This is a genomic window from Bacillus sp. cl95 (assembly GCF_900115925.1).
GTDB lineage: Bacteria > Bacillota > Bacilli > Bacillales > Cytobacillaceae > Neobacillus_A.
The window spans coordinates 129143-142155 of record NZ_FOYF01000006.1 but is presented as its reverse complement, the minus strand read 5'-3'; the positions used below and the strand labels follow the sequence as shown (position 1 = coordinate 142155).

The window sequence follows — 13013 nt, the reverse complement described above, 5'->3', positions numbered from 1 at the left end:
TGTATTAATGATAAACATTTCTAAATATAACTAGGGGTGCCGTAATGGGGAAAGTAGAGACGAAAGATCCTAAAGTAAATCAAAAAGCTGATGAATCACTGAATTTGTTAACATCTACACAAGTTGTCATCAAAGAAGCATTGGACAAATTAGGTTACACGGATGAAATGTACGAACTGTTGAAGGAACCATTAAGAATGTTGGCGGTTCGTATACCAGTTCGCATGGATGATGGCTCAGTAAAGATCTTTTCTGGGTACCGTGCCCAGCATAATGATGCGGTGGGTCCTACAAAAGGTGGAGTTCGATTCCATCCAGAAGTGGATGAAGAAGAAGTAAAAGCACTTTCTATGTGGATGAGCCTTAAATGCGGTATCGTTGACCTTCCTTATGGGGGAGGAAAAGGGGGAATCATTTGTGACCCGCGCACGATGTCAATGGGCGAATTAGAGCGATTAAGTCGTGGCTATGTTCGTGCCATTAGTCAAATCGTTGGACCAACAAAGGATATTCCGGCACCAGATGTTTATACAAATTCACAAATCATGGCTTGGATGATGGATGAGTACAGTAGGCTTCGTGAATACGATTCACCAGGGTTTATCACTGGTAAGCCACTTGTACTCGGAGGATCTCAAGGACGCGAAAAGGCAACTGCACAAGGGGTTGTAATCTGTATCGAAGAAGCTGCTAAGAAACGTGGAATAAGCGTTGAAGGTGCAAGAGTTGTTGTTCAAGGTTTCGGAAATGCTGGAAGCTTCCTTGCGAAATTCTTGCATGATGCTGGTGCGAAAGTAATTGGAATCTCTGATGCCTACGGAGCTCTCTATAATCCAGATGGCTTAGATATTGATTACTTACTTGATCGTCGTGACAGTTTTGGAACTGTAACTACATTATTTGATAATACGATTACGAATCAAGAACTTCTTGAACTTGAGTGCGACATTCTTGTCCCAGCAGCAATCTCTAATCAGATTACTGCTAACAATGCGCACAACATTAAAGCTTCGATTGTTGTTGAAGCAGCTAATGGTCCAACAACGCTGGAAGCAACTAAGATCCTTGCTGAGCGAGGAATCTTGCTTGTACCAGATGTATTGGCTAGCTCAGGCGGAGTAACCGTTTCTTATTTTGAATGGGTTCAAAACAATCAAGGATATTATTGGAGCGAAGAGGAAGTAAACGAAAAGCTTCAAAAGGTACTTGTACAGTCATTCAACAATGTTTATGAAACGGCAGAACAACGAAAAGTAAACATGAGACTTGCAGCATATATGGTCGGGGTCAGAAAAATGTCTGAAGCGTCCCGTTTCAGAGGTTGGGTCTAAACTCGTCTTCTCTTAACGTAAACCTATTCTCGTTAAGATTGTTGCTTTTACGTTTTGAGCAAAAACACGTATAAAGACTTATTTCGTGCTCTTTTCCTAAACAAAAATTTTAAAACGCTAATTTTTACGTGGTGAAAGGATAGAAAAATCCTTACAGCCGGCTTTTCTTGTTTCCATAGCCACAGATTATGAAAAGAGCCTAACGCAAAAAAACCTTGCAGTAACTGCAAGGTTTTTTTGTTGTATATAAATTGAAACTACCGAGTTGGTTTTGTTTCAGGAGATCTTTCATGCTCTTCATTTGGAACGAAGAGTAGTCCTAAATTAATCAAACCGGCGATACCCACTAAGCCATAAATAATTCTGGCTATTGCAGAATCCTGACCGCCAAAGATATTGGCTACTAAGTCAAATTGAAAAAATCCAATCAGGCCCCAGTTTATTGCGCCGATTATTGTAAGCACTAATGCAATTCTTTGAATTGTACTCACTGTGATTCCTCCTTAAGTTAGGGATTCGTATTTATTTTGTGCAATCTTTATTCAATTATTCACGTATTTTTAAGCCTTCTTTTTTGCAAAAGGGGGGAAAATAATCAATAATAGACATGCTATAAAATGGGAGGATGATGAATATGCAAAGCTTTACATATTGGAACCCTACAAAGTTGATTTTCGGTAGTGACCAATTAAGTCAGCTTAGAACTGAAATTCCTAAATACGGAAAGAAAGTATTGGTTGTGTATGGTGGCGGAAGTATAAAACGTAGTGGTTTATATGATGCAGTAATGTCTGAACTCCAAGAGCTGGACATTGAAGTGTTTGAATTAGCTGGAGTCGAACCTAATCCTCGTATATCTACTGCACGAAAAGGCGTGGAACTGTGTAAAAAGGAAAATATCGATTTCCTTCTTGCTGTAGGTGGAGGGAGCGTAATCGATTGTACAAAGTTGATTTCAGCAGGAGCTCTATACGATGGAGACGCTTGGGATATAGTTACAAAAAAGGCAATGGTGAATACTGCCCTACCTTTTGGAACGATTCTAACTTTAGCTGCGACAGGATCTGAGATGAATTCTGGTTCTGTCATCACGAACTGGGAAACAAATGAAAAATACGGTTGGGGAAGCCCTGCAGTATTTCCAAAGTTTTCGATTCTTGACCCAAAGAATACATTTACTGTACCAAGAGATCAGACCATTTATGGAATTGTCGATATGATGACTCATGTAATGGAGCAATATTTCCATCAAGTTGAAAATACTCCTTTGCAAGATCGTATGTGTGAAGCCGTTCTTACTACGGTTATCGAAACAGCTCCTAAGCTTCTAGAGGATCTTGAAAATTATGATTACCGTGAAACGATCTTATATAATGGGACAATTGCATTGAATGGAATGTTGCAAATGGGATACCGCGGTGATTGGGCAACTCATAATATTGAACATGCGGTTTCGGCTGTATATGATATCCCTCATGCAGGCGGACTGGCTATACTTTTCCCAAATTGGATGAAGCATAACTTAAAAGTTATGCCAGCTCGCTTTAAGCAGCTTGCTGTTAGAGTGTTTAATGTTGACCCGACTGGGAAGACAGACGAAGAAGTTGGTCTTGAAGGCATCGGCAAACTTCGTGCATTCTGGACAAGTTTAGGCTCTCCAACCCGACTTGCAGATTACGATATCGATGAAAGCAAACTTGATTTGATGGCTGATCGTGCAATGGCGAATGGAGAATTCGGTAACTTTAACAAGTTAAACCGTGAAGACGTCATGGCTATTTTAAAAGCTTCTTTATAAGAAAATAAAAAGAATCCGGAAATAATATATTCCGGATTCTTTTTATAAACGCATTCGTTTGCTTCGAGGTGCTCTAAAATTTGTCGAATATCACTGGTCGTTTTAGCGTTTTTTTCAAAATGTAAGAAAAATATCGAAATTGGACACGCTTACATGGTGGGTACTTTCTTGATAAAGACGCTCGCAACCGTTAAAGTGATTATTGAAAATAAAATTAAGGAGGATCAACACATGACACATGTTCGTTTTGATTACTCAAAGGCACTTACTTTTTTTGGTGAACACGAACTTACATACTTGCGCGATGCTGTAAAAGTAGCCCATCATTCTCTACATGAAAAAACAGGGGCAGGAAATGACTTCTTAGGTTGGATTGATCTCCCATCAGAATACGACCGTGAGGAATTCTCTAGAATCCAAAAGGCGGCAGAAAAAATAAAATCGGATTCCGATATTTTGCTTGTTGTGGGAATCGGCGGATCGTATCTAGGAGCTCGTGCTGCCATAGAAATGCTTCAACATAGCTTCTATAATGCTATTACAAAAGAACAACGCAAAACACCACAGGTTATTTTTATTGGAAATAACATCAGCTCAACTTATTTGAAGGATGCAATGGATTTATTAGAAGGCAAAGATTTCTCCATTAACGTCATTTCTAAATCGGGAACGACAACTGAGCCAGCAATTGCTTTCCGTATCTTCCGCAAACTTCTTGAAGAGAAGTATGGAGTTGAAGAGGCACGTAAGCGTATTTACGCAACGACAGACAAAGCAAGAGGGGCACTAAAGACTCTTGCATCTGAAGAGGGATACGAGTCGTTTATCATTCCGGACGATGTCGGAGGCCGTTATTCTGTCCTTACAGCAGTTGGTTTATTGCCGATCGCAGTAAGCGGAGCAAACATCGAGGAAATGATGAATGGTGCTGCAAAGGCACAAGAAGATTTCGGGCAGTCAGAGCTTGAAGAAAATGCTGCCTATCAATATGCTGCCGTAAGAAATGCATTATATAATAAGGGCAAGACCATTGAAATGTTGATTAACTATGAACCAGGTCTTCAATATTTCTCTGAATGGTGGAAGCAATTGTTTGGTGAAAGTGAAGGAAAAGATCAAAAAGGAATTTTCCCTTCTTCAGCCAACTTCTCTACAGACCTTCATTCATTAGGACAATATGTACAAGAAGGAAGAAGAGATTTATTTGAAACCATCATCAAGGTCGAAAAACCTCGTCATGAACTAGTGATTGAAGAAGCGGCTAGCGATTTAGATGGATTAAATTATCTTGCTGGTCAAACAGTTGATTTTGTGAACAACAAGGCCTTCGAAGGTACAATGCTGGCTCATATGGACGGAGGAGTACCTAACTTGGTCGTTTCCATTCCTTCTATGGACGAGTACACATTCGGATACTTAGTGTATTTCTTTGAAAAAGCTTGTGCGATGAGCGGCTATTTACTCGGAGTAAATCCGTTTGACCAACCAGGTGTAGAAGCATATAAAGTGAACATGTTTGCATTACTTGGTAAGCCAGGATTCGAAGAAAAGAAAGCCGAGCTAGAAAAACGCTTATAAGAAAAGCGCAAGCGCCCTGATTAGCCCCGACAGGCATAAGACGAAGCGCGCAGTTCATCCTCGAAAAGGCTATCGCCTTTTCTTCGTGCGATGATGATGCTTTCGAAGCGTTCCTTGTCCTGATTTCTGGAGCGATTTGGCTTATGACCAAGGTTGTTTCGGCTTTAGGAAACAACCCCGAGGGGCTGGGCGCTGGAGCTAGACAGTTATCTCTGTTAAATTTATATACTATACATTCTTATCTGAAATAAAATACGAAAGAGCTGACTCAAAATTATGAGTCAGCTCTTTCGTTTTTCTGCTTTGCTCCAGCACAATTAAGGCCGATTGAGCTTTATATCATGAAAATCACTCTTTAGGAAATACTAATAAAAAATGCTGAAATGAGGGTGAAACGATGTTTAAGATTACGTCAAGACTTGAAAATCAACAGTTTGACTTGTTTAAGCTTGAACAAAAATTAAAGCCAATCGGATATGAGATTGGAGGAAACTGGGAATATGATCACGGCTATTTTGATTATAAAATAGATGATCAAGTTGGTTATCAATACCTCAGAGTCCCGTTTAGAGCCATTGATGGTCAGCTTGATGCTAGAAATTGTACAGTAGCTTTAGAAAGGCCTTTCCTGTTATCGCATAAGTATCAACGAGGCATTGACGATCATGCCGAAATTGGGAACCTTTCAGCATCGTTCAATCAATTTCAGGAGCCTGTTGATAAGGATGCGAGTTTTCCGCTAAAATACATTGATACAGGAAAGGCGTTAGTAACGGAACTTGAATCTATTCTATTGGGTGATTAGAAGCGTTCATTGTAATCAGAAAATCACCAATTTCAATTAACATATGATGAGGGGGATGAACGATAATGTTCTCCCCTTTTTTTAACCCAAGTAAAAGTAAGCCTCGTAAAAGCAAGACATTACTTGCTTCAGAGAAATTGCAGGCTATGACCGAGTCATCTGAAGGGATGACTTGTAATTCACGACTTCGTAAATGTTCAAACACCTCTTGAATCAAACCATGACTGACTGAGGAGTCAAGGCTATTAAGCATGAAAACACTGATGAAATTGTTTGTTTGAATGATTTCATCAGCACCTGCACGTTTTGCGTTAATAACCTGATCTTTTGTGAGGATTTCCACTATGCAAGGAACCCCAGGAGCTATGCCCTTAATGGAAAGTAGGGTCAGAATACTATTCATATCTGCTTGTAATTCATCTTTGTTGGGATCAGCTGTAATTAAAACTTTTCGTGCTTCCTGAATGTTACAACGCATCATTGTTTCATCAAGATGTGCTTTTCCTTTTATAAAATGGACGTGCTTAAATGGAAGTGGATTTGCATTGAGTGTATCATCAACAAGAACAATCTTCACTGGAGGCATAAAATTTAAAAGGTTGGAAATTACTTCCTTAGATCGTTCGTTCCAGCCGATTATGATGTAGTGTCCCTTTTCCTTGTAGGTGCTTTTACCGACAAAAAATGAATTTTGTTTTGTTACCGTGGAAGCTGCAAGAGTCGAAAAGTAAGAAGTAACAAAGCCCGCACCGAGCATGATAAGGAGGACGGCAGCAATCCTTCCAGGCAACGTTTGAGGAACAAAGTCCCCATACCCTACAGAAGTCGCCGTAACAATGGCCCACCAAATTCCATCAGTTACATTTGGGAATGTCGCTGGTTCCAAAAAATGAATGATAATTCCAAATAGGAAGAGGAAAAGTACTGTGATTGTAAAAATCCTCATGATTAATGGGAGTCTAATAAATAAGGAATGTAATTGATTAGCCACTTTTAAACCTCTTTTCAACCAAAACTACTAAATAGTATTCCCTTATTTACTTTTTTTAACAGTTAGACTTCTTCTTGCTCACTAACTAAACTAATTCGAAATGACTAGTTTTTTAAGGAAATAAAGTTTAACGGTTGAGTAAGATTGTCTTATGAAAATAGGAATGGTCGACTACTTAAAGTATAAATTTCAAATTATGGGGCATGAATGGAGGAAGCAACATGAAAATCACAATCGATGGAATTATTCTTGCAGTAAATGAAACACTAGAAGACCTTGAAACAGCGATGAAAACTGGGAATCAAGCATTCACAAGGATACCTAGGAAGACCGATGTCGTTATCTTCTAGGATTTTCAAAGAGGAAAAAGTGCATTCTTAATAGAAGATGTTATATCTAGAAATATGTTTTACTTGTTGGATAAATGGAAAAAACTTTAACATTACGGAGCTCATATTTACCACTTTTTAAAAAGGAGAGAAACTCATGGATTTTCATATGGATAACCTCATTTCCCAAATAGAAGAAAAAAGGCATTCCATGATTAATCTTGCCCATCAGCATGGCTATACGAGTTCTTATGTTGTTCAATGCAGTCAAGAATTGGACGCGCTTCTAAATGAGTATCGTCTTCTTAGGGATGGTACTGGTCTCCATTAATTTTTTTCTATATTTTCAGTTATGAGATTCTGACTAATCATGTCAGGGTCTCTATTTTTTTATTTTCCACAAGTAAATTGCCATCAAGGCATAGATAATGAAGAGTATTATCATGAAAAGAGGGGTGGAAAAATGACTTTCAAACATTAAAATCAACACCCTTATTTATTTTAAATGACTAAAAGGTGGATGGAAGAAAATCAGTAAGACAACAATGATTGGGAAAGAAAGGGCTAAAGCTAAGATTGGCTTCTTAAAGTGCACCCTTAAGAGAGTGAACATGATGATATTAAACATGATGGACCATTTTAGATTCCATCCATTTTCATAAACAAAAAGTCCCTTTTTTGCAAAGAGCCATTCAATCACAGAAAAATAAGCAATCCAAGCAACTAGATATATGTATTTTCTACGCCCTGTTGGAAAAAAACGCAGATAAATCATGATTATCACCGGGATAATAAAATAGGAAAATACAAGGTCAATAATTGTATGATTAAGCCATCCGGATTTGGCCTTATACATCCAGAGCGTATGATCATAAAAAACAAAATTATATGTAAGATTGCATACGATAAAGTATAGAATGGTCGGGTAATACTCTTCCCATCTTTTCCAATCTACAAAATACTTTGCAAAAAAAATATATACCGCCACAACTAAAAGTAAGTACATTCGTGCTAAGCCCCCAAAATCATTTTTGGATGTAATTATATTATCTGTTATTTTATAGGTAATTATCATAAGCTTTGAAAAATAAAAATAATCTTAATCCCTCATATGGAGAACTAGAAAACCGACCATTGAGTAAAGTTTCTTTCTTGTAGGGGTTGTACTTTCGCTTTTTGCTGAATAGAAATCATTAGACAGGCTTTCTATTTTGCAAAGGAGTGAAATTCCTGAATGAGTATATTTGTTAGTTATATCTTGTTGGGACTATCCCTGGCAGCACCAATCGGACCAATCAATGCTGCCCAAATTGACAGGGGGATTAAATTCGGCTTTTTTCATGCTTGGATATTGGGAGTCGGAGCCATCTTCGCTGACGCCATTTACATGCTGATTGTATATATTGGTATCGTCCAATTTATCGATACACCTTTCATGAAGTCATTTCTTTGGTCATTTGGTGCCTTTATTCTTATTTATACAGGGATTGAAGGTTTGGCAGGGGCAGGTAAATTGGAATTGAAAGAAAATCGGAAGCCTGAACCGCTATGGCAGGCATTCCTATATGGATTCTTTATGTCATTGTCTAATCCGTTGACTATCTTATTTTGGCTGGGGATTTATGGTGCTGTTCTGGCTAAAACTGCAGCTACTGTTGGCAATAGTAAATTGATTTTGTACAGTTGCGCCATTTTTATCGGCCTTGTTACTTGGGATATTTGGATGGCCGCCGTATCAAGCAGTTTTCGGAGATTTTTACATAAAGGCATTTTGAAGTTCATTTCCATGATTTCAGGAGTAACGCTCATTGGATTCGGTATCTATTTTGGATATCAAGCTATTAAAACGATATTCCTTTAAGTTTTGAGGTACTAAAGGTAACTTTAGTGCCTCTTTTCATTTATAGAATGTTATGAAAAAGTAAGCAATTGCAAAAATTGGTAAACTAAGTTTATAATTTAAACAAATGTTTATAAGGCGAGGAGCAATGGACATGAATGAAAAGGAATCTCAGATTTTAGCTCTTATCAATGAAAATCCATTTATTTCTCAAAACGATCTCTCTGATAGATTGGGATTATCACGCTCTGCCATTGCAGGCTACATCTCTTCGTTAACAAAACAAGGAAAACTATTAGGCAGAGCTTATGTGCTTCCGCAAACAAAGGATGTACTTTGTGTAGGCGGTGCAAATATAGATAGGAAAATTCAAGTGCTGGAAACCATGCAATATGGCACTTCCAATCCTGCTCAAAGTTCTCAGTCTGCAGGCGGAGTCGCTCGAAATATTGCAGAGAATTTAGGAAGATTAGGATGTAAGACGGGATTGCTTACAGTCGTTGGAGACGATAAAGAAGGTGCGTGGCTACTGGACCATACAAAGGCTTATTCTGATATTACGGCCACGCAAACGTTTAATCATGCTGCAACAGGTTCATATACGGCCGTATTGGATCAGAAAGGTTCCATGGCGGTGGCATTCGCAGATATGTCCATTTGTAATTCCGTCGATTGGGCTTTTATTGACAAGAAATGGGGTCATTTTAAGTCTGCTAGAATGATAGTTGTAGATACTAACTTTCGGCCAGATGTACTAGAAAAAATCATTAGACGCTGTGAGGAAGAAAATATTCCGATTTGCATCTCTCCCGTTTCTTCCCCAAAGGTAAAAAATTTGCCTGAGGATTTAAATGGGGTAACGTGGCTAATAGCCAATCAGGGTGAAGCGGAAGCTTTAACTGGTACCGAGATAAACAGTGAGGGTGAATTTTATAAAGCGGCTGAAATGATCTTGAAAAAAGGTGTTAAGAAGGTCGTCATCACAAGAGGTGACAAGGGCCTTATTTATTTTACAGAATCTAATGAAGCAGGTGCATTACTCCCACCTGAAGTCAATGTCTTAGACGTAACGGGTGCTGGAGATTCACTTGTTGCAGGTATCATTTATGGAGAACTCAAAGGGTTGAACACAGACGATGCATGTAAAATCGGCATGACGTGCTCCATGCTAACCTTGCAGTCGGGTGAAACAGTTAACCCAGAGCTTGATCATAAACAATTGTTGGAAGCTTATAAAAAATACTTCCGCTAGGAGATGGACGAGATATGTTAAACGAGTGGTTGCAATATTCAGATGAAGTTTTAAATGCACAAAAAGAGAACATGCCAATTGTTGCTTTAGAATCTACCATCATATCTCATGGCATGCCATACCCTCAAAATGTGTCAACTGCAAAGGAAGTTGAAAACATCATTCGTTCACATGGGGCCGTTCCAGCTACCATTGCTATCCTAAATGGGAAAATTAAGATTGGTCTTTCGAATGACGAACTGGAATTCTTAGCCCAAAGCAAGGATATCGAAAAAGCGAGCAGACGCGACATTCCATACTTAATCGCAAAAAAGAAACACGGAGCAACCACAGTGGCAGCTACGATGATCTGCGCAGAACTTGCTGGTATTGAAGTCTTCGTAACAGGTGGAATCGGCGGTGTGCATCGCGAGGCTGATAAGACCATGGATATCTCTGCAGACCTACAGGAACTGGCTCAAACCAATGTGGCTGTAATTTGTGCGGGAGCAAAATCAATTTTGGATATCGGTTTAACACTTGAATACCTTGAAACTCATGGAGTACCTGTTGTAGGCATGGAAACGGATGTGCTGCCAGCATTTTATACAAGGACCAGTCCTTTTCATGTGAATTACAAAGTGGATTCAGTAAGTGAAGCTGCAGACCTTATAAGAACGAAGTGGGAGCTTGGGCTAAAAGGCGGGGTTGTCATTGCGAATCCTATTCCGACAGAAGATGCCTTGGAAGAAAGCTTTATAACAGAAGTTATCGAAAATGCTTTGCATGAAGCTAAAATCAAGCAGATTACGGGTAAGAAAGTGACTCCATTTTTATTAGGAAAAGTGAAGGAACTTACTGAAGGCAAGAGTTTAGTAGCCAATATTGCCCTTGTGAAGCATAATGCTAAAGTTGGCGCAGGAATTGCTGTGCAATTGCAAAGAAGATAAAAAAGAATATAAGAATTTAACGGAGTTAGCTGTCTAGCTCCAGCGCCCAGCCCCTCGGGGTCATAAGCCAAATCGCTCCAGAAATCAGGATTTCCTGCGCGCTTCGTCTTATGCCTGTCGGGGCTGAACAGGGCGCTTGCGCTTTTCTTAATTTCCGGCAGTGAACTTTAAACCGATGATTCCGACTAAAATGAACGTTACAAACATGATACGCATCAAATCCTTTGGCTCATTAAACAAGATCATTCCTAATATGACTGCTCCTACAGCACCTATGCCTGTCCAGATAGCATAGGCAGTTCCAATCGGAAGTGTTTTTGTTGCCAAAGCAAGAAAATAAAAACTGATTGCCATGCCAACGACTGTAATGACCGAAGGATACAACTTAGAAAATCCATTAGAATATTTCAACCCAATCGCCCAGACGACTTCAAATATTCCTGCTATCAATAAATACACCCACGCCATTTATGTATTCCTCCTATTATTTCATTTCCTTACTGGTTAAAGTCAGTGCTAACAGAGTCTCCTAATAACACAACTCTTATCAATAAAAGCCCGGAAAGTATTAGTTTTAATATCCTTCCAGGCCTTTTGTTCGGTTGAAAAACTTAGTCCAATTTATTATATAAGAAGACGAGGGAGTGTCAAGTATTTATACTTGATTGGTTTGTAAATCCCGAAAGTAGTAGGCAATAAGATGAGGTAGGCTTAAAAAGCAATCATTCTAAAATACTAAATGATTATTTTAAATAAATTATTTTTGTTAATTGTTCATCAGAAAAATTAGTGTTTTTAGAAAATTTCCCAACTATTTAAACTTGCCAAATCGCATAAATTGATAGAAAAGTCTAAAAATAGTTCTTTTAGTATCTTTACATAACGTACAATGGTGGTAGATTTAAGGAAAAAGGTTGGTGAAGCTATGAAACTCGGTCCGCTGATTAAATATTACAGAACCCAAAAAGGGTTGAGGCAGAAGCAATTGGCTGTAGGTATTTGTTCGATCCCACATCTGAGTAAAATAGAAAACAACTCAAAAGAAGCCAATCCCGAAACAATTAATCTTTTACTTGAGAGGCTTAACATTGCTTGCGAGGAGATCCATGAGAAAGAGACTTTGATCAAGGAACAGTTGATAGAGCTCAATGAAAAGATCAGCTACTACTTCAAAAATGATGCTGAAATCATCTTTCAAAACTTGCAAAAGTGGGAAGAGTTAATCCCTTTTTCCTCATATCTTTATACATACGAACTTTACAAGTACAGATATCTTTTATTCGTTGGAAAACTGTCGGAAGCAGCCGCTCAACGAGACCTATTAAACAAGTGGAAAAATAATTTTTCCCAACAGGAGAGGTATTTATTTTCCTATTACAATGCTGTATTTTGGATAATGAAAGGAAAATATTCAAAAGCTGATCTCATTCTGGAAGACATATTTACTGACCAGAATATTGAAGTTACTCCTGGTGAGGTTTTCTACCATCGTGCACTTGTAAAAAGTGCATTAGAGGAATCGGGTCACGCGATCCATTTTGGCAAGTTGGCACTGCAGTCATTCATGAATCAACACAATTTTACCAGAATTCTTCATACACTCATGTTATTGGGTATTAACTATACTCATTCAAAAATTTATGAAGAAGCACTCGGCTGTTTTAATCACTTAATCAGGAATGCTGAATTGCTAAACGGTAACACGTTACTGCCACAGATCTACCATAACATGGGGTTTTTGCAGAAACAGATGGGGCAGTTAAAGAAGGCTCTATTTTATTTTGAAAAAAGTCTAGAACTTCAAAGTGAGGACACGCAGCATTATATCATTACATTATATGCATACGGTGATGTTCTCTTCATGACAGAAGAGCGGGAGAGAGCAAGAGAGAGTTTTGAAAGGCTTTCGGACTTGGCAACAAAAACTGAAAATAAGAAATACGAAAGGTTGTCAAGGTACTTCTTAATGGCACTTGATTCAGATATGGAATCGATACAATATCTTGAGCAAAGTGTCGTACCTCTTCTAGAGGAAAGTCATGAACATCGTGAAGACTTGATTGGATTCTATAAACGCCTAGCTGAACACCATAAGAATATGAACAACTACGAAAAGGCTGTTTATTATATGGAAAAAATAAAATGATGGAGGAGAAGCGA

The 13013-nt window shown here is 38.5% G+C and carries 14 protein-coding genes; 10 read left to right on the top strand and 4 right to left on the bottom strand.

The annotated features are described in order from the left end of the window. Positions 1-44: 44 nt before the first annotated feature. Positions 45-1331 (top strand): Glu/Leu/Phe/Val family dehydrogenase, encoded by a 1287-nt coding sequence (locus BMZ31_RS16375; protein ID WP_090833007.1) that lies wholly within the window; start codon positions 45-47, stop codon positions 1329-1331. Positions 1332-1588: 257 nt separating this feature from the next. Here BMZ31_RS16375 and BMZ31_RS16370 read toward each other — a convergent pair whose 3' ends face one another. Next, the gene (locus BMZ31_RS16370; protein ID WP_090833006.1) at positions 1589-1822 is read right to left on the bottom strand and encodes a DUF378 domain-containing protein; all 234 of its coding nucleotides are present in this window, start codon (positions 1820-1822) and stop codon (positions 1589-1591) included. A 143-nt stretch (positions 1823-1965) separates the two neighbouring features. Here BMZ31_RS16370 and BMZ31_RS16365 point away from each other — a divergent pair, with 143 nt between their 5' ends. The 3 genes from BMZ31_RS16365 (at position 1966) to BMZ31_RS16355 (ending at position 5512) form a co-directional block, all read left to right on the top strand. After that, complete coding sequence (locus tag BMZ31_RS16365) at positions 1966-3129, top strand: iron-containing alcohol dehydrogenase (RefSeq protein WP_090833005.1); 1164 nt, start codon at positions 1966-1968, stop codon at positions 3127-3129. 231 nt (positions 3130-3360) lie between these two features. After that, positions 3361-4707 (top strand): glucose-6-phosphate isomerase, encoded by a 1347-nt coding sequence (locus BMZ31_RS16360; protein WP_090833004.1) that lies wholly within the window; start codon positions 3361-3363, stop codon positions 4705-4707. Between the two features lie 397 nt (positions 4708-5104). Then, on the top strand, positions 5105-5512 hold the full coding sequence (locus tag BMZ31_RS16355) for a YugN-like family protein (RefSeq protein ID WP_090833003.1): 408 nt from the start codon (positions 5105-5107) through the stop codon (positions 5510-5512). Here the strand turns inward: BMZ31_RS16355 and BMZ31_RS16350 are convergent. Next, on the bottom strand, positions 5493-6503 hold the full coding sequence (locus BMZ31_RS16350) for an ion channel (protein WP_090833002.1): 1011 nt from the start codon (positions 6501-6503) through the stop codon (positions 5493-5495). The genes BMZ31_RS16355 and BMZ31_RS16350 overlap by 20 nt on opposite strands. A gap of 221 nt (positions 6504-6724) precedes the next feature. On the opposite strand from BMZ31_RS16350, the gene BMZ31_RS20975 reads away from it, so the two are divergent. Both BMZ31_RS20975 and BMZ31_RS16345 read left to right on the top strand, forming a co-directional pair. Further along, positions 6725-6853 carry a hypothetical protein gene (locus BMZ31_RS20975; protein WP_302846857.1) on the top strand — a complete coding sequence of 43 codons (129 nt, stop codon included), beginning with the start codon at positions 6725-6727 and terminating at the stop codon, positions 6851-6853. Positions 6854-6989: 136 nt separating this feature from the next. Then, positions 6990-7163: an aspartyl-phosphate phosphatase Spo0E family protein gene (locus tag BMZ31_RS16345; RefSeq protein WP_090833001.1), complete on the top strand. Its 174-nt coding sequence runs from the start codon at positions 6990-6992 to the stop codon at positions 7161-7163. Between the two features lie 165 nt (positions 7164-7328). On the opposite strand, the gene BMZ31_RS16340 is transcribed toward BMZ31_RS16345, so the two are convergent. Continuing rightward, positions 7329-7838 (bottom strand): CBO0543 family protein, encoded by a 510-nt coding sequence (locus BMZ31_RS16340; RefSeq protein WP_090833000.1) that lies wholly within the window; start codon positions 7836-7838, stop codon positions 7329-7331. 228 nt (positions 7839-8066) lie between these two features. Between BMZ31_RS16340 and BMZ31_RS16335 the strand changes: the two genes are divergently transcribed. The 3 genes from BMZ31_RS16335 to BMZ31_RS16325 all read left to right on the top strand — a co-directional run bounded on the left by BMZ31_RS16335 (position 8067) and on the right by BMZ31_RS16325 (position 10853). Further along, positions 8067-8693, top strand: coding sequence for a LysE family transporter (locus tag BMZ31_RS16335; protein ID WP_090832999.1), 627 nt, complete (start codon positions 8067-8069; stop codon positions 8691-8693). A gap of 133 nt (positions 8694-8826) precedes the next feature. Beyond that, positions 8827-9924 carry a carbohydrate kinase gene (locus BMZ31_RS16330; protein ID WP_090832998.1) on the top strand — a complete coding sequence of 366 codons (1098 nt, stop codon included), beginning with the start codon at positions 8827-8829 and terminating at the stop codon, positions 9922-9924. Between the two features lie 14 nt (positions 9925-9938). Beyond that, a complete protein-coding gene (locus BMZ31_RS16325; protein WP_090832997.1) occupies positions 9939-10853 on the top strand; it encodes a pseudouridine-5'-phosphate glycosidase in 915 nt (304 codons plus the stop codon). Between the two features lie 147 nt (positions 10854-11000). On the opposite strand, the gene sugE is transcribed toward BMZ31_RS16325, so the two are convergent. Beyond that, positions 11001-11321 carry a quaternary ammonium compound efflux SMR transporter SugE gene (sugE, locus tag BMZ31_RS16320; RefSeq protein WP_090832996.1) on the bottom strand — a complete coding sequence of 107 codons (321 nt, stop codon included), beginning with the start codon at positions 11319-11321 and terminating at the stop codon, positions 11001-11003. A gap of 421 nt (positions 11322-11742) precedes the next feature. Here sugE and BMZ31_RS16315 point away from each other — a divergent pair, with 421 nt between their 5' ends. Continuing rightward, complete coding sequence (locus BMZ31_RS16315) at positions 11743-12999, top strand: tetratricopeptide repeat protein (RefSeq protein WP_090832995.1); 1257 nt, start codon at positions 11743-11745, stop codon at positions 12997-12999. Positions 13000-13013: the final 14 nt, after the last annotated feature.